Here is a 23422-nt window from a genome sequence, read left to right on the forward strand (position 1 = left end):
CCGAAAATTTTCCCAACCCGTACAGAGCATTTTTCACAGAACTACGCGGCGTCCCCCCTTGCCCCCGGGGAGGGGGTGGGCGGCCTGGGGGTCCGGCGCGGCCGGGCGACGGCTCAGGAGCGCCGCTTGCTGGGGCCACGATCGACGGTGCGCGCCTTGTGCTCGTTGCACGGGTCGCATGCTGCCTGCCAGTTCGTCGGGTCGTAGGCGAGGTCTGGACGCCGCGCTGCTGGCTCTCTCTTGTCGACCGTGGTGGCGTAGCCCGTGCAGATCCCTGGGTATTGGATCTGGCACTGGTAGCCGGCCGCCTGCAGGACCTGCGGCCGAACTTCCTCTTTCCAGCGCCGATCTGAGGTGATGCGGCTCGACGCGGTGCGTTCGCCTGCCCATGCGATCGTGTGTTCTGGGCAGTAACGCGTGTTGCGGATCAGGTTGGTGCAGTTGCCGTTGTCGCCTGGACAGCGGCGCGGTGCGCGTGGCATCCGCCGCCTACCTGCAGGTGTCCACGTGCAGGTGCTTGAGCAGGGCGCAGGCGATGCCGTTGACCGCGTGGGCCATGACCTCTTCGCGTTCGTTCATGCTGCGCTGGCTGTACGGATTCAGGTGGAGTGCCTTGAGTCCGAGGCTGCGCCATGTGTATGCGACTGCGGCGTGCACTGATTCGTGGACGATGGTGTCGACGGTGAGCTGCTCGTGGCTGAGCCGCATGATGCCGAGGTATCCGCTGCCCGGATTGTCCGTGTGCGGCTGGAAGCAGCCAGCGCAGTTGTCCCAGAAGCCCGGTACGTCGGATGGCCTGAGCCGTTGGGCTGCGGCCTGCAGCTCGGCGATCGTGTCGTAAACGGCGACGGTGAGCCAGTACCACGGTGATCCAGCACCAGCACGGTGCCGCACGGTGAAGCGGGTCTGCGGCATCAGGGCTGGTACACGATGGGCCAGGTGCCGATGAGGTCTTCGATCTCCTCGAACTCCAGGTCGAACAGGGCCTCGGCGCCGCCGATGTCGATGATGAACCAGCTGAGTGCGTCGTCGTCCACATCGGGCCTGATGCTGTGGACCGGCGCCCGTAGAGCGAGCACTCCCTCGGTGGCGCGCACCGTGCCTATCGGATCATCAGGTGCAGCCATCGAACACTCCCGGGGGTTTGTCTCACGCAAAACGCCCCGGGCCGGAAGGCTCTCGGGGCGTTGCGTTCCCGTACCCGGAATTGGGCACAGTTGTACTTGCGAAACAGTGTCCCACGAAATCACACGATTGTCATTTACCCGTGGTAGCGCGTCGGATCAGAACCGCATCTCGTCGTCCCACAACGCGACATGCTCGTCCTCGTGGCGTTGCACATCGGCCGCCAGATCCATGAGTGGTTCGAACAGAGCACCGAGCTGAGCGCATGCCGCACCGATCCCCGCCAGCTTGGCCGCGGCATCGCTGAGACCGTGCGCGATCGTGGATACCGCGCAGACGATCTCCGCCTGGACGACAGCCTCTGCCGCTCCAAGGATGATCCCTGCCTCACGCAGCGCGTCGTCCCGTGGATTTGGCACAGATCTACTTCGCGTCGTCCGAGGGTTTGTTCTGGCCGGGCTTCGGCCTCAGGGAGGGCATGTCCTCCAGTAGCTTCTTGAAAGCCTGCTGCTGTCGCTCCCTCTCCCGCTCCAGCGCCTTCATAGCCTCCTTGATTCCCGTTTCCGCGACTTCACCAGCCTTTTTCATCGCTGCTCTCCAGTCGTCTGCCAGCCGGTCTCCGATCTGCTTGGCCGACGAGCGCTCAAGCGCATCCGAGATCGCCTTCCGCTGTCCCGCCAACTGGCTATCCAGCGCGTCCTTGATGAACTTCTGTTGCGCTTCCAACTGGGCTCCAACTTGGCTCATCATTTCCCGCGTACGTCGCTCGTTCTCCTCGAAGAACGCTCTGACCTGCTCAGAGAATCCGTCGCCCATCAAATCGGCCATTGGTCACCCCTTCTGATTTGCCTCGAACGCGGGCGGATGCGCCGATCCGACCCGCCAGGCCAAGACGCTACGACCAAATGGCGGTCTGAGGCGTCGGTTTCACAAATCCACAGCCGTCGGCGAGCGCGCTGCGATCTCCGAGTTGATAGCCGCGGCATGGCGCGATGCCAGCGTGAATTCGGTCCAATCGACCGCGAGCTGATCGACGGTTACTGGGTAGTCGTAGCGTCGGGCGAACAGGTGCTGCGCTTCAGCGTCCGCGCCCATCAGTGCCGCGTAACCGGTTGCGAGCACGTAGCTTTCCTTGAGTACTTCAGCAGCCATATTTGATCTCCTGACCTCAGCTTCACGAGAGCGCTCCGACGCCCCAGTCCTTACCGCAACTGCATCGAATGCCGTCACGGTGGCCCGTGATCTTGTGCCCTCTCAGCTTGTGCCAGAAGCCCGACCAGTAGCCGTACATCGCGCACCCCTTGCGTCAAGCAGAACAGGGGCCAGCTGCATCCACGAGAGTCTGCGAGGGGGACGCTGTACCTTCCAGGCCCGGTCTCAGTGAGTGGGCGCGTGCGACGTTTCCGTCCCGGCTGGCCTCTGTTCTGTTGTGGTTATAACTTAGCATCTAATGCTGTTGGCGTGCAACACTTTTCGATATTTCCTCCGTCTGTCAGCTACGGCACTTGCCGCAGAGTTCGGTTTCAGCGTCGATGTGCCTGTGCTTCTCGCCGCACTGACGGCACTGATCGGGCCACGTAGTCACCACGACGTCGGCCACGCGCAGGGTGAAGCACTCACATGGAACGCCGATATTGCGTTGGGTCGCATGGTCGAACCGAGACGCCTTGTAGTGGCAGCGGCCGGTGTCGTCGTGCCATGACGTGTTGTGGCTGCATTCGCACCACGCGCCCAGGTGTTCGCCCACGCTCGTTCCTTACGTCAACCTGCAGCGATGCGGTTGGCGTGCCAACGGTTCGCCATGACCATCAAGTCGTCGGCCAGGAATGGGAAGTCAGGACGGCACGATTCGGCGTAGGCCCGCAATGCTGCCATCGCGTGCGGGTCGTGTTCCTCCAGCACGAAGCACTGACCCAGCGGCTTGCCGTTGACCTTCTCAACGCGGTATTTGCCATACAGGCCGCGATCCTGGTCGGGCGGCGGGTCGGCACTGAACAGCGCCATCACAACACCGTTGGACTTCTCGTACATGTCCAGCACCCACCGCACGCTGCCGTCCCACTGCCGCTGCATGAAGGGTCGAAATCGTTTGCTCATGGTTCCTCCGTTTCGCCGATAAGTGGTAATTGCGTCAGCTGGCTCGCCTGCGTGGGCCGCCCCGGTCTTCCAGGACCGCGCGTACATCGCCCCACCGGTACTTCCCGTCGTCGGTGGTGTGCAGGTTGTAGCGCTGCTTCCAGTTCCGGATGCCCGACTCGGTGTAGCCGAGCAGGCGGCACAGCTCTTCCGGGGTGAGGTAGGCGTCGTCGGCGACGGTGGAGTCGGTGGGCAGTGCCCAGCCGAGTCCTTCTTCGCGGATGCCGCGTTCCAGGGCGGTGGTGTCGATGTGCTTGCCGAGTTCGTGCCACAGCACGAAGACGAGTTGGCGGAGGCGGTTCTCTCGGATGAAGCTCATGCGCTGTGCCTGTCGAGCGCGGTGACGAGCTCCACGGTGGTGGTGAACCCGGCGACGCGGGCCGCGCGTTCGAGGTGCCATTCCTTCTCGGCGGCCAGCCACGCGGTGACCTGCTTCTCCCAATTAGCTTCGGCGAGCAGCCATTTCAGCAATTCCATGTCAGCCTCCTCTTGCACCTTCAGGTGGAACTTCGTGAACCCGGCGAGCCGGTGGTAGTCGTCCTCGGTGAATCCCCTGCCCCATTGGGAGTTCGGGGGGCATTTCGAGCAGTGGATGAGGTCGGTGCCGTATTCGCGGTGCAGGGCGCGGCGGCCGCAGCCGTGGCACGGCATGGGGTATTCGCGGCGCTGGTCGCGTTTCCGAGCCCCGTACATGCCGCGGATCAGGTCGTGCAGTCCCCAGAGTTCGAGGGCGATGTCGACGCCGGACATGAGGACGTGGCGGCCGCCGGTGCCGTCGAGCTCGTTGCCGTCACGATCCAACCCCTGGTACTTGCCCGGGCCGAGCTTGACGTACTCGGTGGGTTCCTCACCGTGGACCTCACCGGAGCGGTCCCACCGCAGCACCCAGTCGGCGGGGGCTTCGAGCAGCACCGACAGGTTGGGGTGCACGAGGTCGACACCTGTCTGCAGGCGCAGTGACCGCTTCACCGGTGGTGTGTAGTCCTTGTCGATGGCCGCGGCGACGATGTCCGCTGCCAGGTCGACCAGCTCCAGCATCAACACCTGCTTCGCCTCGGCATCGGTGTTGAGCGGCACACCCGGGCTGCTCGTGTACGACACCCGGACACCCTGCTGGGATTGCTTCTCCCCCATCAGGACTTCCAGGGCATCCCAGTCGTCTTCGAGCCGTTTGAAGATCTTCGAGACGTGGCGGATGCACTTCTCGCACAACTGGCCGTCGGCCGTGACGATAGCGGCGTGCTTGGTGCCGCGGTTGTCGAGCTCGGTGCCCAAGCAGCGGCCGGCGGGCACCACGCAGCGGTGCAGTTCGGTCACTGAACGTCCTCCACGGTGATGCGGGCCCCGATCGCCGCGGCGTAGCGGGTGAGCACTGCGAGGCTTGGCGAGTAGCGGCCACGTTCCAGGTGGCACACAGCGGGGCGGGTGACGTGCATGCGTCGAGCGACCGTGGATTGCAGGATGCCCTTGGCCTTGCGGATAGCAACGAGCTGGCCGACGAGATCGGACACTGTTTCGGTCACGCGGGCCTCGCTGGTTTCGATGTGGTGTGCCAGTAACCGCACGGGCACTTGTAGACCCGGCACGGCATCGCCTTGCCTCGCGACCTTCGACTTCTCCAGAAGATGTGCAACTCCCGCTCCGCTTTCACCTGGGTTTTGAACTTGCGCTTGTCCGGCGTCGGGCAGGCCACCGGAAGTGGTGCAGCGAGGTGGTGCTCGATCCCGATGCTCAGGGCGCGGTTCCGCGTCTTGCTCGGGTCGCCATGCCAGTGCCACCCGCACGAGCAGCGGATGTGCCACTGCCGCTTTCCGCCTGGAATTCGGAACGACGTTGTCATCAGGGCGTGTCCTGGGATACCCCACGTTTCGGGCTCTCTGCGGTCTTGTGCCGTTTCCGGTGCCTCGATATCGGTCACTGACCGGCCTCCGGGGTCCTGGTGCGGGACACGCACGGGCAATGCCGGGTCTTGCGAACCGTTTTCGGCCCGGACGGTGACGGCACCTGCACATCGAACGTGCACAGCTCGTCGGGCTGAGCGCCGCACTCGGTGCACGGCCGGTGGATGCACCCGTCGTAGGCCGCGGGGACACGCCGCCCACCACCCAAGTCGTCGTAGCTGCTCATCGGGCCTGCTCCCACTCCCACATCTCGGCGGCGTTCATCCCCTTGCGGTTCGGACCGGCGCCGACGCGGATCTTCGGCGCGACCTTCTGCGCCAGTGCCAGAGCCTCATCGAGGGAGAACCGGTAGGCCCTCTTGAATCGGTCGGTGCGACTCGATGGGTTGGTCTCGTAGGACTTGTGCCCGTCCTTCCGATAGCAGCACGTACCGTCGGTCACACACCACCGGTCGCCACCACGCCACTCGACGTACAGGACGTAGAGCGACCTGTTCACACCGTCGATCGGTCCGGGCCACGCCGTCACCTCGTACCGGGTCGGCCTGGTGAAGACCTCTGCGCCGCTCACCGCGCAAGCTCCTCGCTGATTGCCGCGATGATCCTGTCTGCGTGCGTGGAGGTGTCGATGACGGTCTGAGGCTTGCCGTCAGCTACCCCGAAGTGGACCTTGCCGGCGCGGCCGCCTGAGATCTCGACCGTGGCGGCGGCCTTGATGATCGACACGATCTGCTGCGTGGTTTCCCACATCAGGGCTTCGGCGTCGATCCAGTCGGCCACCAGCGCAACGAGATCACGGTGGCCGATCCGGTCGGCGTGGTCCCGGAGCAGCTGCGCGCCGTGCTGCAGGTCGGCTATGCGCTGTGCAACGGCGCCGTCTCCGGTCGATTTCGGGGCTGAGAGCCCGCCTGCCGGTTCTGGCATCCGATCCCCCACGGGTGGTGGCGTTGACGCGTCTGGGGCTGCGTGGGGCCGGTCTGCGGTATCAGGCATGGCGAGTCTCCTGGTGGTTGCACTTGAGAACCGAGTCGTCGTAGGTGATGTCACCGAACTCGTCACAGATCGGGCAGTCGTCAATCGCCTTCTGCCGCGCGGCCGCGCGCTGCCGCTTCTCCTCGGCCTCCAGGCGCGCGAAGTAGTCCGGGTGTGCCTTGTCCCACTTCCGGCGCTTCATGCACGGCAGGCAGGAGGTGGTCTCCGAATTCGTTTCATGGTCGGGGCATTCGGGGCGGGGGCCCTCCCCAACTGAACCAACAACGGAAGGTGACACTAGAACTGGAACTGATACTGAACTGGGGGGCTTCGGACCCCCTTCGGAATCAGTAGGGGGTTCAGAGCCAGTCGAAAGGGGGTTAGAAGGGGGTCCAGAGGGGGTTAGATCAGGATCGATTTCGTCGGCCAAATCCGTTGCTTGCTTGAACCGCAACCGCCTCAGCTCTGCCGCCAACTCCCGCCTCAACTTCTCCGACGCGATCAACCGAGCATTCTTCGGCACTGACCTCCACGCGTTATTCGTCTTGCCCGTAGCGGATTTCGCACTCACCAACCTCACATAGGACCGCACCAACAACTCATCGGTGTCGTAGTCCACGAACAGGAACCGGTGAGCTTCCAGGACAGCGAGGTCGGCTTTCAGCTGCTCCACGGTCAACTCATCGCAAGCCTTCACCAGCAGGTCTAGGTGCAACGTCAGACCGCCGGCCGTGTCCAGGTCCTTCTGCGATAGGACTTGGCAGAACGTGCACTGCGCCATGCGTGGAAGCCGCTGGAAATCCCTGTCTTTCCTCCACAACCCTTCATTGATGAGGGCCGCAGCATTAGCCATCGAACACCGCCTCTGTGTGCTGATTCGCGACGACGTTGAGCAGTGGTTGTAGCGCGTGGATCTGCTGCTCCTCTGCCTCGTAGGCATCCTCGCGGTTGTGGAAGTAGCCGTGGACCTTGATGTCTCCGGCGAGTGGCCACCAGATCTTGTCGCGGCGGTGTTGGTGAAGTCGCTCGGGCATGTTCTTCGTGACGCCCACGTACAGCGGAACTCTGATGCGGCGCTGGGACTCGTACACCGTGTAGACCGCCCATTGCCCGTGCACGGCGTCTTGGCCGCGTCGGGGCGGCAGGTGGCGGGCGTTCAGGGTGGTGACCAGAAGGTCGTCACCCAGCGGTATGCGCTCTCGCGCCATCTAGTCCTCTTCCTCTCGGTTTGGGCATTCGGGGTGGTGCCCTTGCGTTTCGGGATGCCACCCACAGTCAGGACAGCGGCGCATTCCGATCGCTTCTCGGCGTGTGAACAGGGAACGCACCGTCATGGCTCGGCCACCGTTCTCGGTAGGTCGCATTCCAGGTAGAGGGACGGAGGGATCGGTGGCGAGTAGCGCTGCACCTTGTGCATCCACCGGTCATGACCGTCAGCGCATTCGATGAGTTCGATACGGACGCCGCAGTGCTTGCAGATCCTCATCGCATGTCCTCCAGGATTTTTAGCAGTGGCACCATGTCTGCCCGTGCGTGATGAGCACACACTGGATACGGGTCACCACTGTCGGGGTCGTAACGCACAGCCACCGTCGTAGAACCACACGGCTGGAAACGCCCCTTGCGGGAGACGCCCTCAGTGCAATTCGGATACAACGCAGCACGGAGAAGGGTGGTCATCGGTCAGCCTCCAATGCTCGACGCCACCGTTCCCGCTCCATCTGCTGCGGTGTCCACGGCAGGGGCAGGTCATCATTGAGCCGCCGCGGCACGACGTGAAGATGGGTGTGGCGCACCGTTTGTGTCGCGTCTGGTCCGATGCTCGTGATGATGTTGGCCTGGATGCCGCGATAGGCCACCCACATTGCCGCCGAGAACATCAACTCAGACGCCACCTCGGGATTCGCCGCAGCATCTGAGGTGTGCTTGCAGTGAATGACGAGCACATGCCCATCGGTGACCGGACTGAGCGGATTGACGATTGCCTTATCACCACTCGGCCGATAGACGATGTCGAGGTTTTCCCAGTTGTCAGGGCAGAACGGGCAATCGCTCATTGGTCACCCTCCAGTCGGGTCTCATGGGCGCGGGCTGCCGAATGCATCGAGTCCTGAATGCTCTCGTTGCTGTGAATGCAGCCAGCCCAGAAGTGGAGATCATGGATGGCTGCCGCATAGCCCGCCCGCAGCCGTTCGACTTCTGCGTTGGCAGCGGCGAGTTCGCGGAGTAGGTCAACCTGCCGTGCCGATGCAGCCTCGTAGCCGTCCCCCGGCTGAATACCGAAGTCCAGGAATAGGTAGGCGAGGGTTTCTGATCCCCACTCGCCATACTCGGGGATTTGCACGGACAGCCCTTGAGTGCTTCTCAGTAGCTCCACCTCGGCGACCAGCTCGGGCACCAACGATCGGGCCCGCGAGATGAATTGGGCGTCCGCGAGCGCGTAAACCCGTGGCGCGATGTACTCCTGGCCCACCTCTGGTTCCTGGAATACCTCGAACGGAGCGTTTCCGTAGTTGCCCCACGGCCCTTCAGTCACGCCTTCCAGCGCCGCCTTGGCTCGCTCCACAACGTCGCTCATCGGTCCTCCAGCTCCTCAGTGGTGTAGATCAGTGCAGAGGTGCTACAGGGCCAGTCGCCCTGGCAGTGTTCACACGTGGGCAGGCCGCTGGGGTGGCCATCGTCCACCCGCTGATGCAGTTCGCGTATCGGCTTCAACGCCTCACGGGCAGCGAGCCTCAGCGCTTCCGGTTTCCAGACTCCACCCTGAGCTTCGTATTCCTCCCACGCCCTCTGCGCGGCTTCGACTGCTGGGTCGCTCATCGTGTCCTCCTGGTTGATCCGGTGGTGCGTCGTCGATAACGGTGTCGGAGCATCGATTCCGCGGTCATCAGAAGAGCTCCCCGCCGTCGAGCCGCAGCTGCGATTCCTGCTGGCCAACTCGGTCGCGGTACCGCTCCATCGCATACCGGCACTTACGGCGACCGGCATGGAAAGTCACTGGCGGACCGGCGGGAACGACGATGTTGGGGAACGTCTCCCGCTCTTGCCGGTGGGTCACCGGCTCAGTGCACTCAGGGCAGATGCCGGGTGTGTCGTACCGCGCCATGCGTTCGGCGGCCGACTTGGCTGTGCGTTCGGCCATGATGGCTCGGCACGGCAGCAGCTCGCCGCAGTGAACACACAGTCCGTAGTGATCGTGGAGAACAGTCGGGCCGCCGTAGGTCCAGCCGCGATGAATGTCCTGTTTGTTGTCGTCGACGCCGACGGGCCGCATCCGATAGACGGTGTACTCGGCACCGGGGTTGTCCCTGTGCGGGACGCCCTCCCGAATGTCGATGACGACCCAAGGCTTGAAGTCACCCCACGTGACGATGTCGCCAGGTTCCGGCTGGAACTTGCGCCGGTTGGCGTCCGATGGTGACCAGTAACCGAACTCGGGATGCCTCACGACGCACCGCCTGTCGCTTCGTGGCGGTACGGTGCCGTCCATGTCCCGCCCCACCACCACTGACTGGTCCTGGTACCAGTCCGCGATGGTGCAAATCCGCCCCGACGCGTGGATCGCCACACTCCCCATGACATGCCCACGCTGCCTACTCCCCTGGTCCGACGACGGGCTAACACCGATCCGCGGACATGTTCACCGCGGCCGAGGACACCCACCCCAAGCGCAGGTATCCACCACCAGCTACCGGTGCGCCGAATGCGGACACACCGCCTACGACCAGAAGTGATCACAGGACCACCCCGAGCGACTCAGCCACGACACCAACGAGATCCCGCGCGGCAGGTGGGGTGACCGCATTCCCCGCAAGTCGAACCTGTTCCCGACGATTACCGAGCATCCGGTACCCCTCGGGGAAGTCCATCGCCCGTGAGTACTCGCGCGGTTCGAGCATCCGAAACCGGACATCATCGAGGCTGCCCGTGAACCCGGTTGCGATCCCGTCGGTTTCACGAGTGGTGCGCGCAGGGATCGGCTCAGCCGTCGACGTGGCGCGTTCCCGCCATGTCCCGCCGGACGGGGTGATCAGGCCGTGACGTTCCACCGTCGTGACCGTCGGTAGGGCTTCGCTGGCCGGGACAGTGCCGCCGGTGCCGTAGTAGCTGGTCACCAGACCGTGATGGTTGCCCGATGCGGTGACGGTGGCCAGCGGGTCGCTGACGGCGCGTGCTGTGCTGCCGCCGCCGCGCAGTTCGGCGATGAACGCTGGCGGCTGCACCAGGGCGTGCCCCGCGCCATCGCTGACAACCGTCGTCAATGGTTCGACAGCGGGGTCAAGATCGCGGATGCGGTCGCGGAACTGCGTGAGGAACGCCAGCCCTGTCTCATTGCGCGCGGTCGCCGTGCGCATCGGCTCATCGGCAGGCCGCGCTGCCTTCCCGTCACGGCCTTCGACCGGAACCAGAAGCGGCCCCCAGTAGCGTTCGATGCCGGCGCGGATCCGTGCCATTGTCTTGTCCGCGAGGGGCTTTGACCGGTCACCGATCCTGGTGCCTTCCAGCGCCCAGTCGATGATCTCGGCGGCCGGTCGTGCGATCGGCTCCACAACCTGGTTGCGGCACTTCACATGCGGGCAGACGTAAACGTACTGACTGCGGTACTTGCCGATCGTGTTGCCGGGCCTCTTCCACGACTGCATGGCACGCACCGGCCCGCACTCAGGGCAGATCGCCTGCGGCCGGATCACCCGCTGCAGGTCCGGTGCCCGGTTCCCTCGACGCCAGAACACGCAGTAGAACCGGTCCCGAGACTGCGGCGCGCCAGGCCCCAGCATCTGGGCGTGCATCGAGTTGAGCATCACCACCTGGTGCGAGTAGCCCAGCGATTCCATCGCGGACAGCCAGGCCCGGTAAGGCGGCCACGCGGTCACCTCGACGACGTTCTCCACGATCACGGCCTCGTAGAGGAAGTACTCGGCGAACCGGACGACGTCCCACATGGTGGCTCGCGACCGCTCGGCCGCGGCATCGGGCAGTGTTTCCCCGAACAGGTCGGGCTGCTTGTCGGACTGCTTCACGCCTTGAGCGATGGAGTGTTTCGTGCACGACGGGGACAGCCACGCCATCTTGGCGGGCGGGAACAGTCGGGGCTCGTACTGGGAGATGTCGGCGCAGATGTGCTCGGCGTCGGGGTGATTCGCTGCGTGGGTGTCGATGGCCAGGTCCCAGTGATTGGCCGCCGCGACTAGCTGCACGCCCGGCACTTCCAGCGCACCCGTGCTCGATCCGCCAGCGCCGCAGAACATGTCGATCAGGGTGAGGGTCATACGCCCGCCTCAGTGCGGTCGGCCTTCTCCTCCATCAGTGCGGCAAGGATCGACAGCTTCATCCGGTGCCACACGGAATCGTCAATCACCGCCTGTCGGCGATCCGAACCCGACTGCCTATCAGGGTCGCCACCCGAGTACGCCCACAAGCACGACTCGCCACGGCGGTAGTTGACGGCGTACATGGTGCCGCCGCAATCCCTGTCGTCCAGGTAGATCGAGTCAGGCAGGCCAGTGACATAGTTGCGGACGTTCGGCACGTCGGTGATCGCGGCGAAGTCCTTGTTGGCCTGAGATTCCCGATCAGCCTTCGTCCTCCGCGATGGAACTAAGCGGCCCGTCTTGCTGTCGATGCGCCAGCCGTCAGGCACCGGCAGATAGTCGGGGTCGCCGGGCCTGCGGTATTCCATCCGGGCGGGAACGCGAAAACCTAGGATGGTAGAGCTCTTGGCGAATATGGAGATGTAGGCGTCGGTGAGTTCTAGCCCGATGGATTCCGCTAGGACACGCACTCTTTCGAGATGGTCCGTGTATGCGGCCTGCCACCTGTCGTAGGCGTCGATCTGGTTCGGGTCGGTGGTCAGCCACCACACAGCGGGTAGTGCTGACTTGCTGGGGACGCCGTCGCCGACCAATGCCCTGGCCACGTCGAGGTCGTCGTAATCGATCGCTGTCACTTTTCGGCTCCGTTCAGTTCAGCGGTGTAAGTAGTGCAGGTGCAGGGGGTTTCAGTACGTCCGGTGTGCTCGTAAAAGTCACCGACCTTCCGCCCCTCAGTGGATGGGGGTCCGTCGACACGCACAACACGGCATCGACGATCAGGGTGCGGTAGATGACCACAGTGGGCACACATGACACTGAGGGTCATCAGCCGACCACCAACGTGATGATCAGGAGCGGGACCGTGAAGTAGATCGCGAACACAGTCCAGGCGTGACGGCTGATCTGCTCCATCCGCCAGTTCTCGCGGTATGCGACAACGAGTTCAGCGGTACCGGCGACAATCCATTCGAGGAGATTCACGGCACCTCCTGGATGTCCACGACATGCCCCCGGTTGTAGATGGCATGCCGATCCGCATGCCCCCGGTTGTAGATGGCATGCCGATCCGCGAACACTTCAGCACCATCACGATCCGGAAAATGGGATGGGTTACGAGCCCACACAGGGCAATCCGGGCACACAGCTGTCACCGGTGGTGGAAGTACGACTACCGTGCCGTCATCCTCCAGCAGGGACCGGCGCCGGTTGATCAGGACGGGAACAGTTTCCGGGCAATCCTCCGCCTGCGGGATCAACCACCCGCACTCGCGCGCAAGGTTCCGCTCCGACTCGGCGAATAGGTGACACGCAGTACAGGCGTGAATCCCGTTCGATGCCAGGTTCGTTGACTCGCGCTTAGAGCCGCCCATACCTCGGGGCCGGCGGTGGTGAATCTGCGTCGCTTGGTCACCGCCGCATGCCCACCGGATCTCGCACCGGCCGCCGGATCTTGTGGTGATGAGTTCCCGCACTGCGGGAGAGAATCCGGTCACGACGCCTCTCCCAATTCCTGCTGCACTGGCTCTGACTCAGCAGGTGGTGCTGCCTCCAGCACTTGCGCGCGGGCCATGATGGCGTCCTGCACCGTCGGCCCATCCAACACACCGACGTTCAACACCTCACTGGCCTTGGCCTCACGCCAAACCCCGGTCAGCTCATCCTTCGACCCAGCACGATCCACCCGATCCAACAGATCCAGAACCCGGTCCTGCACCGATGCGAACTCCCGAACATGCGCCGTCTTCGGATCACACTTCAAAATGTCGAACACCAACTGTTCCAACGTCATATCCGGAACACGCTTGGCCTTGTCCTCACCCGGAACGATCCCCGCATGCACCGAGCGGGCCCCGATTATCTGCGGATGCTCACCACGCCCCAACCGCACCCACACCGACGCGTCGAACGCTAGATCCTTCTGCCCCTCCACCTTCCACGTCCGTCTGGTGGTGGGCTTACCGTTGTCCATCTCCATCTGATCAGCGCCCCGCGCCGTCATCACCGCAATTCCGGGGAATCTCATGAGGATCCGCATCAGGTCCTTGTGGCGGCCGTTGGCGAGGTTCCACAGGTCCGGGGTGATCTGAATCTCGGCTTCAGGATCCTTCTCGAGCTTCTTGCGGTTGGCGTCACGCCTCCTCGCCTTCGCATCCACCCACTCCTTGAGGTCAGACCATTCGGCAGTCATGGAGTCGATCACCAGGACGACGGGTTTCTCGCCGGCGTCGACAGCGCGTTGGGCTTCATCCCGAGCGGCCTTGACCTGCTCGATGATGGAGGGCCAGGTGCCGTCATGCTCGACCACTTCGTACCGGGCTCCGGGGATGGCGCCGTACTCGTCGGCAGCACCTTCACCCCAGTCGATCCAGAGTGTCCGGCCAACCTTGTCCGACGATGAGAGGACCGCAGCCGCCCACGATTTGCCCGCTTTCTCACCACCTTCAACGAGCAGCAGCGGCCAGGGAACAGAGCACGTTGGTGGTCTTGTCTTGAGGGTCATTGTTCGATCTGCCTCAGCCCGTCAAGGGACACCTGACCACTCGTCAACAACTGGGCCACGAGGAACGGCGTCTCATCGTTGCCCTTAACCGCCAGATACGGCTCCCCCTGCTTCACCGCCATGAAGTCGACCGGTTCACCGTTCCAATGCACCTGGCCGTCAATCTCACTGAAGGTCTTTAGGAACGCGGGGTTGACCGATTCGACGATCTCGTCAGGGTGGTGTTCTTTCACCCACGCCAGCAACGCCCGATCATCGGACACGACAATGGACTTGCGGCCCTTCACCCACGACGCTTTGCACAGCACCTGATCGCCGTGCCGACCGGCGACGGTGTCACCGAACGGCAACGCCTGCAGTTCCTGCTTCGCCAGCGCCAGCAGTTCCCCCGCCCGCTTCTGGATGTATTGGAATACGCCAGCTCTCGTGGCGGCGTCGTGCAGTTCGGTCATCGTCTTGCCCTCTTCTCCCAATCGGCTATCGCCGCAGTAACTTGCTCATCTGTCCACTCGTAATCACCGAACGGCAGGGCCCTTTGATGCGGACCCTCATGGCCTTCCTGGTGTTCGCACTGGCCGCCCGACAGTGTTCGGGCCTTGCACTGATTCACGCCGACCTCGCGATGAGTTTGCGTTTCGCTGTGACGAGGTGTCCGCCTGTCACCCTGATGGACGTCAACGCTGCAGCGAGCTGGTCATCGCCGATCTCGTCGTACAGCCGGTCGATCTTGATGTACGCCTGGGCGAGAAGGTCCCGCACCTGCGTGAAATCCGAGTCGACGTCATGCTCAACTTCGACAGGCCAGTAGGTCATGCCGCACCATCCTTGGACCGCTTCGCCCGCACCCGTGCCGCATACTCACGTCCCCGGCGAAGCTCATTCGTCTTCCGGCACTCGTCCGAGCAGTACCGGTGCCAACCGCCCCGTTTCACAAACTCTTTCGAGCATTCGTTGCACTGCGCGAAAGCCTTGTCGGATCGGCCGCTGCGCAATCCGGTGCGTTCACGCTCAGTCAGCCCACCCCAAATGCCCGATTCTTCAGGGTGATCCATCCCGTACTGCAAGCACTCGGAACGCACCGTGCATCCCACGCACACTTCGCGGGCTTCGAGAATCTGTTGCGGTGGTGTGTTCTTCTCCGGATACCAGAGGTCTGGCCTGCCGTACCTCCTGCACGCTCCTCGCGCCTGCCACGGGTCGCGATTGACGATTCTGACAATGCCGGATCCGATGACTGCGCTCACGCCGCGGCCCTCCTCTTCTCCCGTGAGATCGCGACTTTCAGTGACGCCACCTTCATGCCCAGTGCCTTGGCGATCTGCTCTTCACTCCGGCCAAGTTCCCGGTATTCCTCAACACGTTCGAGGAGTGGCACGCGTTCCTCTGCGCCGATGTCGGGTACCTCGTCAGGGTCGTCGATGTCCTCCCACGCGAGCGGGGGCACCCAACCCGATGCGGCAGCACGGCGCCGCGATTGTTCCGACGGCCCCGGCTTCATTGCGAGCCGGTCGAATACCTCCATCACCGCGAGCGCTACCCGCGCCGTCACGAAATCCTGCTGCCCGAGTGCCTTCATTCGGGACTGCACGACGCCGAGTTCTCTCGCGATGACTCTTTGCGGCCACCCGATAGCCCCGAGCGCCTGCAGTCGACGGCGCGTGCCGATGGCGCTGATGTCGGTACCGGTCGGAACGAGCCCGTCGGGGACGGGGATGGCGAGCATCTTCGCCTCGGTGGCCCGCTGCAGCTTGCCGCCGGCCTCGATCTGCAGGATGGCCGCCTTGGAGACGCCGCTGGCGTAGAACGTGTTGCGTTGCACGCCGAGGGAACGCAGCAGGTTGTATCGCTCACGAGTGCGGTCGGCGGTGACGTATCCGCGTAGGGGCGCTGCCCGATAGTGCTTGGTGCACAGGCCCTGATCGCCAGACTCACGGGCGCTGTTGGGGCAATTGGGCCTGGCGCAGGTGCTCATGGCTGCACCCACACGATGGTTGTGGTGTCCGGTGGGGTGAAGTACAGCCCGTACACCGCGACACCAACGAGGGCCCCGAAGAGGACCATCCAGCACAGGCCGTCAGCGATAAACCTTCGGATCACGCCGCATCACCCGATTCGCGGACGAGTTCGACCACCCTTGCGCGTAATTCGGTGGGGAGCGCTGAGAACCGCGCCTCGACCAGTTCATTGGCAAGGCGTTCCCGAATCTCCTGGTACTGGTCCCAGTACCGCTGAGCCAGCTCCTCAAGTGCGCGCGATTCGACCGTTTTGTCACCAGCCGCACCGAGGTTCGCGTCGAACAGAGAGGCGACATGACGGAGGCAAACTACACGGGTGATCGTGATGTCACTCGTCTGATGGCCTCGGTAAGCAGTCATCACTGCATCGGGAGTTCCAACACGGAATCCGTTGTTGCTAACTGACTTGACTACAGCCACCGGCTCCCCGCACGGGATCTTGTTGGTCCGCTTAGTCTGCGTGCAGGTCAACCCATCGCCGGGCCGCCAAGCACGGATGAGCGTCCAGGGATCAACCGCGCTCCAGTCGTCGCTCATCCGAGTACTCCTGCGCATCCACCCGGGCCGGCCAAGGGTGGGTTCATGGACCCGTCAGGGATGATGCAACGTAGGGGTTGCCAGTAGTAGCCGATGCGGAAGGTGTTGAGGCGACTACCGTCTGGGAATGTGCGGCCCTCACAATAGGCACCCCACGATGACGAGCTGAGTCCTGCACCGTTACCTGGGCACCAGAACGGTGGTACCGGAGTGAACGGATCCGGCAATGCCTCAGCACGAGCCGCCCAACCAACACCCGTACCAACAAGCACCGCAGCCGACAAGGTCGCGACAATCCAACGGGCAGTGCGCTTATGAACAGTCCTGTACATCACGCCGACACCGCCAGCTCTTCGGCCTGGTGACGACCAACGTAGCTACCGGGATCGATTTCAGCGCTGGCGGAATGCCTTCCCACCGCGCCGTCCTCCACCCGGATCGGCCTGGCACCTTCCATGCGGAACAACACTCGCTCCAGGGGTGTCGCCCACGCTGGTGTAGGCCAGAGGGTTTCAGTGGTTGATACGCTCGGTGTAGACATCGGATTGGTTTCCTCTCATCTGGTTGGTTTTCCGGTGTTTCGGCGGGTCGTCGGGCAAGGACGACCCGCCGACCTACTTAGTGACGTGCAACTTGGCGAGCAGCGAACTGGCAATGCCCTGGTCGACCACAAACGGCGGCATTCCGCGCCCTTCGAGACGCGTTCTTACGGCCGTGATGTGCGCGGCCAGATCCTCATGCGAGACAAGGCGATCCGGCTCGGACTCATCTGCCTCGAACTGGGCAGCTAGGTCACGCAGTTCGGCGACGAGCTGCTGGCACCGTTCCAACGGTGGCCGCGTCCCATCGAGCCCGACGAACCACTCCAACCCGAGCGCAGCTTCGTACAGCAGATCCGACGGTGGGCGTTCCGGGGAGGGTGACTCGGGGCCACCCACCTCCCCGGAACTATCCGCGCGCTGCGTCCCCTCAGCACGCGACAAGTAGGCTTCCATCCCGGAGCAGTCCGGCTTGCCACACGTGACGCAAACAGGCTCCAGGTAGTTCGTCGGCGGCTCATCGCTGGCAGCCCGGTCGAACAGTTCGTTGGCTTCCCACGCCTCACGCTCATCAGACGCCGACTTCAACGCATCAGCAATCGCCCTGTCCCGCTTCTGCTTCGGTAGGCAGAGCTTGGTGATCTCGAAGAACTTGTCTGGGTCAACCTTGAGCAGAGCTACAGCGTTCTCGTCACGAGCATCGAACACCCGCCCACCCGACCCGTCATCGCGCCAACCAGGATCAGCCAGCAGGTTCGGTGGCGTGTGATCCATCGGGCACAGGGTTCGAGCAGCCAAGTCGATACCATCAGCGACAGCATTCAAGACGGCATCAACAACCGGCCAAAACCACCGCCCCGTCACTGGTCAACCTCCACGGCGTCAGCGGCAGCGAACAGTGCTGCACCGAAAGCCCTAGCCTCGCTAGGGGGAAGCGGATCATCGTCGCCGTTGTCGTAGTCCAACTCGGCGCTGATGGTCCGCCACTTCTCGTTGAACATGACGTATGAGTCACCCACCTCCCACACCCGCTCCTGGTGGCGTGGCGAAAGAACCGGCTCGGGCAGTTCCACGACGGCGATACGGGAAGCCTTGAGTGCAGCGAGGATGCGGCGCGCATCGTCTGCGGCGAGGTGCGCATACTTCGGGCCGCCCAACACTTCGGCGATGACAGCTTCGACGCGCGCCGTCACGCGTCCACCTCCGCGATCCGCCCATACAGAGCAGCGAGCAACCGCACCAACTGCTCGGCATCGCGACGACCACCAGCAACATGGGTGTGCTGGTAATCGACACCGGCCGCAGCGAACAGGACCTCGTTCAGCGAGACGTACCACTCGCCGTACTCGTGGCCGACGGCGTAACAGATTTCAGGCCCGAACTCACCAACACGCGCAGACACACACCCCGCCTGCCCATCCGCAGGCTCACGGACATCAATCACGGTCACCTCGTCCACCACCAGCCGAGAATCAAACGAGCACCACCAAGCAGCGTGAGAGCCAAAGCGCCCAGGAAGAACAGGATGTCGATCACGCCGACAACCTCCGGCGAGACGTCCGCGTCATGCTCGACGCTGCCGGAACCACAGGAACAGCAACTCGTTTCGGGCGTAGCAGCTCGATCGCCTGATCGATGTCATCCTCGGTAGCACGCCACTTGCGGCCGGCCTTGAACCCCGGAAGTCGGGGTTCGGTGTCACCGCGGAGGTGGCGGTGCAGCCACTCGATATCACTGGGGCTGGCCGAACCGCGGAGCGCTTTCGCGTACTCCTCGTCAGAGAATGTGCGCTTCACGAAATCCTCCCTTGCACAGCAAGGTTGAGCAGCCGTTGAGTCGCGCCCGCATGGCTCAGTTGGACGAGCAGCGATAGGGACTGCAGGACGACAAGGGCAATCAGGAGGCCGGTCACGAGGCACCTCCGGCGATGACGGTGAGGGCTGATTCGGCTACGACAGTCGCGTAGTGCTTCGCCCACACCGAGTCGAACAATGGGCGGTCCGCTTCGGTATAGGCGTAGACCTGGCGCACGGTGCCGTTCGGCAGCTCCTGATGGTGCCGCTCGGGCTCACGGTCGTGCTCGACGATGTAGAGGGCCTTCAGCCGCTTGCCAAATCCTGACGCTTTCGCGTCGATCAGTCCGCGCTTCAGGCCCTTGCTCGCGAGGTAGTCGGAAACGTACAGCGGCACGTCGGCCGGATTGATCTCCGGCGCTTCCCCGAGCGCGCGGGACACGATGATGCGGGCCTTGGCTTCAAGGTGCTTGGGGTCGATCAGGCCCTTGGCGAGTTGCAGAATCTCCATCTGCCCGCGGGCTTGCCGTGCGATGCGGTCAAGCTGGTCCTCGGTTGCGCGAGGGTTGATCGCCCCACCCTCGTTGAAGTAGGCGTCGAGCGCGTCGGCCGCTTCCGCCTGGAACGCCTCGATGATCGGCCGCGCTTCATTGGACACGCGGTTGGTGTCAATCGTGGCGAGCCACATCGTGAAGGTTCGCCGGTCGACCATCGCGATCTCGCGACGCTGAGTGTCACCATCGATCTGCGTCACGATCATCGTGACGCAGGCCCATGACTTTCCGTTGAGCTTCACGCGCTGCGCATCGAAGGCGATGCCGATCGCCTCGCATGCGTGGCGCAGGGACACCATCGGTGTGCCGTCGATCAGCGTGGCCATGATCTGGCGGTGCGTGCCGGGGACTGGGATCGGCACGAGTTCGGTAGTCTTCTGTTTTGACATTCGAGCTTCCTCTCGGTGTCGGTAGCCCTCACCCCTTGCCGGGTGGGGGCTTTTCCATTTAGGCGGAGATCTTCTGATTGGAGCTGTTTCGTACTCCGTTTGGGGATTCATTGAGCACGAAAAGGAGCCCCACGGGCACGTCGAGAGCCTCCGCGATGCGCTCAGCCGTCCGCGGCTTGCATGACCGCTTCTCGCCGGTGCACAACCGGTGAATGAACGACTGGGAGACGTCCGCGTAGCGGCCCATCCGCGCCATCGAGAACTTCTTCTGATTCATCAGAGCTCTGAGCGTGTCACCAGATTGAAGGCGCATCCAACTCCCCTTCGGGTATCGCGTGTATGTCATGACCGTACTCTGGTGAATGCGTCGGTGTCAACTGTCATGGGATGATGATTACCCATCTGGTGTATGGCTGTCAACTACTCACACTGATGTAGTTCCGCAGCCTGCGGCTATGCCAGGGGCGGCCGATGTGACGTTGGTGAATGGTCAACCCGACGCGCAGGGGCTCAAATAGGTGAATGGATTGGACAAGCTGCCAGTTGCGTTCTATACGCGAACGCGGGATGGTTCATCCCATGAGCGAATTGATGCGGTTGATCCAGTCCCACCTGGACCGCTATGGCGTCACCCGCGCGACGTTCGCGAAACGCATCGGGACCACGCCCCAAACAGTGCAGAACTGGAAGACCAGATCGACCACCATGCCGAAGGCTGAACACCTACTGGGCATCGCCAATGAGACCGGCATCCCCTATCTCGCCGTCGTCGATGCCGCGCTCATGGACGCCGGCTACAGATCGTCACTGGCCGACGATATCGACGCACTCAAAGTCCGTCTCGCCCGCTACATCCGGGAATCGGACCGCGGCGTCGAGGAGATCCAGGAGTACCTCTCCCAGCCCTACTTCCCCACCGACTACGACCTCAAGAACCTTCGCCCAGGAATGACACAGGAGGACCTCAATGCTTTCATCGACCGACTGATCGCCCGAACCGACGCGGCCCGGTATGGCAACGACGAGCTATTCGACCGCGAGTTCCTACACCAATACCTGACAGACCACCTGACCAAACTGAACGAGGAGAACGCCGATGACATGGAAGCTGAAACGGAACCGTCAGCACCGGAGACGATCAACGAAGACCAGGAGGCCGGCGACGACGACGATGAGGAGGTAGTCAGGCTGCCGTCACGCACCGAGTCGCCGCCGAAGCCGCGGCGTCGCAACGCATCCGAGATTCAGGACAGGATTCCGAGACCGTCGAATCTGCGCCAACGTGGCACGCACAAGCCGGGCATCGACCAGTGACCACTCCGAGGGAGGAAACGCATCCATCTCGGCATGAATCTCGTCGAGTACGTCGGCCAGTTCGTCGTCTGTTCCCATCTTGTCCCCTCGCTGAAAGGCTGCTGTGAGAGGCACCCTAGGTGGTTGCTCCGACAAGTATTTGACGACCCAGCAAATTACAATAGGGTGATTTGAACGCCTGGTTAATCCCGTCTGCCACTGGCGAAGAACCCCAAGTTAGCGATACCAGCAAAACAGCGGGGGGGGGGCGTCCAGGCAATCTCTTCCCACTGACCATCCGCAGATGCAGGCCGAAAATCGCCAGCTAACACCCGTCGGCGGTAACCCTGTTTTCTGCACGCACCCACACCTGCAAACAGGGTTGCCGGGGACCATGACAGCGAAGAGTGGGGCGCCGCACGGTCGGTCTCCCCGCCTCGCTGACGCGACCGTTAGGGCAAACGTCCACAGGCAACCCACAGTCGCCATACGATTGCGCAATGCAACGTCCCGCATCCCGGGTCCCCGCGTGCCGACCAGGACACGCGGCGTGACCATCCCCGTCGTCTGCCCGAAGTGCCAAGGCCGCCTCCAAATCAGCGGCCAAGCCAATTCGTTCCGCTGCCCGACATGCGGCCTGTTCTCACCCACACCATCCGCAGCACAGGCCATTTCCGCGCCTCCGCCGACACCGTCGGCCGGGTGGTACCCAGATCCGCACGGGGCGCAGACGCAACGTTACTTCGACGGCCACACTTGGACTGACCAGATCGCACCGCTGTCCGCTGCGCGACCCGTGAAGTCCGGCGTGGTCGCGGGGCTGCTGCAACTGTTCCTCGGGTTCTTCGGCCTCGGCCGGTTCTACCTCGGCTACACCTCGATCGGCGGCATACAGCTCACCCTTGGGCTCATCGGGCTCATCACCACCATGCTGTGCGGGATCGGGATGGTCATCCTCGTGCCACTGGGCATCTGGGTGCTCATCGAGGGCATCATGATGATCGCCGGCGCGATCCCCGACGCCAGCGGCAACAAGCTGCACTAGGACAGCATCCCCGCGATGACCGCGGCATTGTCTTGGCCCGACGAGCGGTCCAGGTGCCCGTACACATCCGATGTCGTCTGGATGGACTCGTGACCAAGCTGGGCCTGCACCGCCGGCAGCGGGCGGCCAGCCTGGATGAGCCACGAGGCGCAGGTATGCCTCAGGTCGTGCACGCGAGGCTTCTTCGTCAGACCGGCCTCCATAGCTCGCTCAACCGCCGGTGTCCACACGTTCGGGTTGAACGAGTGGATGCGGACCGGTCCGTTGTCGGCGGCGATGACACCGCCCGCGAATTGACCCTTACCGCGGCCGGAGTTGGTGAACACCCACTCGCCTGTCAAGTCCAACGGCTTCAGGATCGACGCGGGTACGTTGATCGTGCGGACAGACTTGCGGGTCTTCGGCACGCCGAGCACATACCCGCCGGCCCCGGTCTTCCACGCCTTGCTGATCCGCACCGTTCCAGCCTTGATGTCGATGTCAGCTGGTCGCAGTGCGGTGGCTTCGGACCATCGGCAGCCCGACGACACGAGGAACCGCACCAGCGGCTGCCAGTACTGGGGTACCACCTCGAGCAGAAGCGCGAACTCAGCCTTGTCGAGGAACACCATCTCGCGGCGATCCCAACGCGGGTTCTTCACACCCTCGGCCGGGTTGGAGGGCAGCACCCCGTCCTTGACCGCGGCCTTGAGTGCCCCGGAGACGAAGTCGCGCTTGTTCTTGATCGTCTTGGCCGACCCGGGCATGGCGTTGACCCAGCGGGCAATGTCGTCGCGTGACAGCGCGGTCAACGGTATATCGGCGAGGGTGCCCAGATCGTTGCGCACGTAGGCGCGGTAGCGGGCCAGGGTGCCGGGCTCAACGCCGGTGAGGTGGTCGATGTGCTTCGACAAGAACTGGGCCACGGTCTGTTCTGTGCGCGGCGCCTGCACGATCTTGAGGACCTCGCGGGCCCGGTCTGGTCCGAGCTGGTTGATCAGTGCGCAGGCGTGCTCTGCGTCATCGACGTCACCATAGGAGATGGAGGTCTGTTGCATCTTGCCGGTGCCATGATTGAGCTCACGGAACATCACCGAGTGGTAGACCGATCCGTCCTTGCGCTTCCGATCCTTTTTGACCCACGCCATATCAGCAGCCCGTCGACCTGCGATTACGATGGATGACGCGGCTTGATGACTGTGAGTCCACGTGACCAGCGTAAACCCGCCCCGCCGATGACGGCGGTGATGACGGGAAATATGCCCGTCGTGTCTGAGCGTTTCACCTGCGGTTTCTCGCCCATTTTCGGTGGAGCTAAGGGGATTCGAACCCC

The 23422-nt window shown here is 63.4% G+C and carries 39 protein-coding genes; 2 read left to right on the forward strand and 37 right to left on the reverse strand.

Annotated elements, in window-relative coordinates; genetic code table 11:
* Positions 1–113 precede the first annotated feature (113 nt).
* The 36 genes from BST13_RS33225 to BST13_RS33395 all read right to left on the reverse strand — a co-directional run bounded on the left by BST13_RS33225 (position 114) and on the right by BST13_RS33395 (position 20085).
* Positions 114–482 carry an HNH endonuclease gene (locus tag BST13_RS33225; RefSeq protein ID WP_083169768.1) on the reverse strand — a complete coding sequence of 123 codons (369 nt, stop codon included), beginning with the start codon at positions 480–482 and terminating at the stop codon, positions 114–116.
* 7 nt (positions 483–489) lie between these two features.
* On the reverse strand, positions 490–915 hold the full coding sequence (locus BST13_RS33230; protein ID WP_083169770.1) for a hypothetical protein: 426 nt from the start codon (positions 913–915) through the stop codon (positions 490–492).
* Complete coding sequence (locus BST13_RS33235; protein WP_142282894.1) at positions 915–1127, reverse strand: hypothetical protein; 213 nt, start codon at positions 1125–1127, stop codon at positions 915–917. The genes BST13_RS33230 and BST13_RS33235 overlap by 1 nt, the downstream gene beginning before the upstream one ends.
* A gap of 156 nt (positions 1128–1283) precedes the next feature.
* Positions 1284–1544, reverse strand: a complete 261-nt coding sequence (locus BST13_RS33240) for a hypothetical protein (RefSeq protein ID WP_083169774.1) — start codon at positions 1542–1544, stop codon at positions 1284–1286.
* A 4-nt stretch (positions 1545–1548) separates the two neighbouring features.
* Entirely contained in the window at positions 1549–1953 is a 405-nt protein-coding gene (locus BST13_RS33245) for a hypothetical protein (RefSeq protein ID WP_083169776.1), read from the reverse strand.
* A 99-nt stretch (positions 1954–2052) separates the two neighbouring features.
* Positions 2053–2277: a hypothetical protein gene (locus BST13_RS33250; protein ID WP_083169778.1), complete on the reverse strand. Its 225-nt coding sequence runs from the start codon at positions 2275–2277 to the stop codon at positions 2053–2055.
* Between the two features lie 609 nt (positions 2278–2886).
* A complete protein-coding gene (locus tag BST13_RS33260; RefSeq protein ID WP_245839906.1) occupies positions 2887–3222 on the reverse strand; it encodes a hypothetical protein in 336 nt (111 codons plus the stop codon).
* 34 nt (positions 3223–3256) lie between these two features.
* Positions 3257–3580 carry a hypothetical protein gene (locus BST13_RS33265; RefSeq protein ID WP_083169782.1) on the reverse strand — a complete coding sequence of 108 codons (324 nt, stop codon included), beginning with the start codon at positions 3578–3580 and terminating at the stop codon, positions 3257–3259.
* Positions 3577–4578: a hypothetical protein gene (locus BST13_RS33270; RefSeq protein WP_083169784.1), complete on the reverse strand. Its 1002-nt coding sequence runs from the start codon at positions 4576–4578 to the stop codon at positions 3577–3579. The genes BST13_RS33265 and BST13_RS33270 overlap by 4 nt, the downstream gene beginning before the upstream one ends.
* Positions 4575–4847, reverse strand: a complete 273-nt coding sequence (locus tag BST13_RS39180) for a helix-turn-helix transcriptional regulator (RefSeq protein ID WP_158087242.1) — start codon at positions 4845–4847, stop codon at positions 4575–4577. Before BST13_RS39180 ends, BST13_RS33270 begins: the two co-directional genes overlap by 4 nt.
* 328 nt (positions 4848–5175) lie before the next feature.
* Positions 5176–5388, reverse strand: a complete 213-nt coding sequence (locus BST13_RS39185; RefSeq protein ID WP_158087243.1) for a hypothetical protein — start codon at positions 5386–5388, stop codon at positions 5176–5178.
* Positions 5385–5732 carry a hypothetical protein gene (locus BST13_RS33280; RefSeq protein WP_083169788.1) on the reverse strand — a complete coding sequence of 116 codons (348 nt, stop codon included), beginning with the start codon at positions 5730–5732 and terminating at the stop codon, positions 5385–5387. The genes BST13_RS39185 and BST13_RS33280 overlap by 4 nt, the downstream gene beginning before the upstream one ends.
* Entirely contained in the window at positions 5729–6154 is a 426-nt protein-coding gene (locus BST13_RS33285; protein ID WP_142282895.1) for a hypothetical protein, read from the reverse strand. The genes BST13_RS33280 and BST13_RS33285 overlap by 4 nt, the downstream gene beginning before the upstream one ends.
* Positions 6147–6335: a hypothetical protein gene (locus tag BST13_RS38485; RefSeq protein WP_211296249.1), complete on the reverse strand. Its 189-nt coding sequence runs from the start codon at positions 6333–6335 to the stop codon at positions 6147–6149. Before BST13_RS38485 ends, BST13_RS33285 begins: the two co-directional genes overlap by 8 nt.
* A 643-nt stretch (positions 6336–6978) precedes the next feature.
* Entirely contained in the window at positions 6979–7341 is a 363-nt protein-coding gene (locus BST13_RS33295) for a GIY-YIG nuclease family protein (RefSeq protein ID WP_083169794.1), read from the reverse strand.
* Positions 7342–7463: 122 nt separating this feature from the next.
* A complete protein-coding gene (locus BST13_RS39365; protein ID WP_170064367.1) occupies positions 7464–7619 on the reverse strand; it encodes a hypothetical protein in 156 nt (51 codons plus the stop codon).
* A gap of 190 nt (positions 7620–7809) precedes the next feature.
* Positions 7810–8190, reverse strand: coding sequence for an HIT family protein (locus BST13_RS33300; RefSeq protein ID WP_083169796.1), 381 nt, complete (start codon positions 8188–8190; stop codon positions 7810–7812).
* Complete coding sequence (locus tag BST13_RS39550; protein ID WP_211296250.1) at positions 8187–8711, reverse strand: hypothetical protein; 525 nt, start codon at positions 8709–8711, stop codon at positions 8187–8189. The genes BST13_RS33300 and BST13_RS39550 overlap by 4 nt, the downstream gene beginning before the upstream one ends.
* Positions 8708–8953 carry a hypothetical protein gene (locus BST13_RS33310; RefSeq protein WP_083169798.1) on the reverse strand — a complete coding sequence of 82 codons (246 nt, stop codon included), beginning with the start codon at positions 8951–8953 and terminating at the stop codon, positions 8708–8710. Before BST13_RS33310 ends, BST13_RS39550 begins: the two co-directional genes overlap by 4 nt.
* A 67-nt stretch (positions 8954–9020) precedes the next feature.
* On the reverse strand, positions 9021–9581 hold the full coding sequence (locus BST13_RS33315) for a hypothetical protein (RefSeq protein WP_142282896.1): 561 nt from the start codon (positions 9579–9581) through the stop codon (positions 9021–9023).
* A 286-nt stretch (positions 9582–9867) separates the two neighbouring features.
* A complete protein-coding gene (locus BST13_RS33320; protein WP_083169802.1) occupies positions 9868–11403 on the reverse strand; it encodes a DNA cytosine methyltransferase in 1536 nt (511 codons plus the stop codon).
* Positions 11400–12080: a hypothetical protein gene (locus BST13_RS33325; protein WP_083169804.1), complete on the reverse strand. Its 681-nt coding sequence runs from the start codon at positions 12078–12080 to the stop codon at positions 11400–11402. The genes BST13_RS33320 and BST13_RS33325 overlap by 4 nt, the downstream gene beginning before the upstream one ends.
* A 190-nt stretch (positions 12081–12270) precedes the next feature.
* Positions 12271–12426, reverse strand: a complete 156-nt coding sequence (locus BST13_RS39190; RefSeq protein ID WP_158087244.1) for a hypothetical protein — start codon at positions 12424–12426, stop codon at positions 12271–12273.
* A 508-nt stretch (positions 12427–12934) separates the two neighbouring features.
* A complete protein-coding gene (locus tag BST13_RS33335; RefSeq protein WP_083169806.1) occupies positions 12935–13945 on the reverse strand; it encodes a DEAD/DEAH box helicase family protein in 1011 nt (336 codons plus the stop codon).
* On the reverse strand, positions 13942–14397 hold the full coding sequence (locus BST13_RS33340; protein WP_083169808.1) for a hypothetical protein: 456 nt from the start codon (positions 14395–14397) through the stop codon (positions 13942–13944). The genes BST13_RS33335 and BST13_RS33340 overlap by 4 nt, the downstream gene beginning before the upstream one ends.
* 154 nt (positions 14398–14551) lie before the next feature.
* Positions 14552–14758 carry a hypothetical protein gene (locus BST13_RS33345; protein WP_083169810.1) on the reverse strand — a complete coding sequence of 69 codons (207 nt, stop codon included), beginning with the start codon at positions 14756–14758 and terminating at the stop codon, positions 14552–14554.
* Complete coding sequence (locus BST13_RS40500) at positions 14755–15189, reverse strand: WhiB family transcriptional regulator (protein ID WP_083169812.1); 435 nt, start codon at positions 15187–15189, stop codon at positions 14755–14757. The genes BST13_RS33345 and BST13_RS40500 overlap by 4 nt, the downstream gene beginning before the upstream one ends.
* Entirely contained in the window at positions 15186–15917 is a 732-nt protein-coding gene (locus tag BST13_RS33355; protein ID WP_083169814.1) for a hypothetical protein, read from the reverse strand. Before BST13_RS33355 ends, BST13_RS40500 begins: the two co-directional genes overlap by 4 nt.
* Entirely contained in the window at positions 15914–16042 is a 129-nt protein-coding gene (locus BST13_RS40265; RefSeq protein ID WP_281254784.1) for a hypothetical protein, read from the reverse strand. Before BST13_RS40265 ends, BST13_RS33355 begins: the two co-directional genes overlap by 4 nt.
* Positions 16039–16497: a hypothetical protein gene (locus tag BST13_RS33360; protein WP_083169816.1), complete on the reverse strand. Its 459-nt coding sequence runs from the start codon at positions 16495–16497 to the stop codon at positions 16039–16041. Before BST13_RS33360 ends, BST13_RS40265 begins: the two co-directional genes overlap by 4 nt.
* 614 nt (positions 16498–17111) lie before the next feature.
* Complete coding sequence (locus tag BST13_RS33370; RefSeq protein WP_142282897.1) at positions 17112–17900, reverse strand: hypothetical protein; 789 nt, start codon at positions 17898–17900, stop codon at positions 17112–17114.
* Positions 17897–18229: a hypothetical protein gene (locus tag BST13_RS33375; RefSeq protein WP_083169822.1), complete on the reverse strand. Its 333-nt coding sequence runs from the start codon at positions 18227–18229 to the stop codon at positions 17897–17899. The genes BST13_RS33370 and BST13_RS33375 overlap by 4 nt, the downstream gene beginning before the upstream one ends.
* Positions 18226–18498, reverse strand: coding sequence for a hypothetical protein (locus BST13_RS33380; protein WP_083169824.1), 273 nt, complete (start codon positions 18496–18498; stop codon positions 18226–18228). The genes BST13_RS33375 and BST13_RS33380 overlap by 4 nt, the downstream gene beginning before the upstream one ends.
* Positions 18499–18568: 70 nt before the next feature.
* Positions 18569–18832 carry a hypothetical protein gene (locus tag BST13_RS33385; RefSeq protein WP_083169826.1) on the reverse strand — a complete coding sequence of 88 codons (264 nt, stop codon included), beginning with the start codon at positions 18830–18832 and terminating at the stop codon, positions 18569–18571.
* 112 nt (positions 18833–18944) lie between these two features.
* The gene (locus BST13_RS33390; RefSeq protein WP_083169828.1) at positions 18945–19772 is read right to left on the reverse strand and encodes a phage antirepressor N-terminal domain-containing protein; all 828 of its coding nucleotides are present in this window, start codon (positions 19770–19772) and stop codon (positions 18945–18947) included.
* Positions 19773–19830: 58 nt separating this feature from the next.
* Positions 19831–20085, reverse strand: a complete 255-nt coding sequence (locus tag BST13_RS33395) for a helix-turn-helix domain-containing protein (protein WP_245839908.1) — start codon at positions 20083–20085, stop codon at positions 19831–19833.
* Between the two features lie 266 nt (positions 20086–20351).
* On the opposite strand from BST13_RS33395, the gene BST13_RS33400 reads away from it, so the two are divergent.
* Both BST13_RS33400 and BST13_RS33405 read left to right on the forward strand, forming a co-directional pair.
* On the forward strand, positions 20352–21086 hold the full coding sequence (locus tag BST13_RS33400) for a hypothetical protein (protein WP_083169832.1): 735 nt from the start codon (positions 20352–20354) through the stop codon (positions 21084–21086).
* Positions 21087–21615: 529 nt separating this feature from the next.
* Positions 21616–22110 carry a DUF2510 domain-containing protein gene (locus BST13_RS33405; RefSeq protein WP_245839909.1) on the forward strand — a complete coding sequence of 165 codons (495 nt, stop codon included), beginning with the start codon at positions 21616–21618 and terminating at the stop codon, positions 22108–22110.
* Here BST13_RS33405 and BST13_RS33410 read toward each other — a convergent pair.
* Complete coding sequence (locus BST13_RS33410) at positions 22107–23237, reverse strand: tyrosine-type recombinase/integrase (RefSeq protein WP_083169836.1); 1131 nt, start codon at positions 23235–23237, stop codon at positions 22107–22109. The two genes, BST13_RS33405 and BST13_RS33410, sit on opposite strands and share 4 nt — an antisense overlap.
* Positions 23238–23422 lie beyond the last annotated feature (185 nt).

The sequence above is a fragment of the Mycobacterium aquaticum genome, from assembly GCF_002086485.1.
Taxonomy (GTDB): Bacteria; Actinomycetota; Actinomycetes; order Mycobacteriales; family Mycobacteriaceae; genus Mycobacterium; species Mycobacterium aquaticum.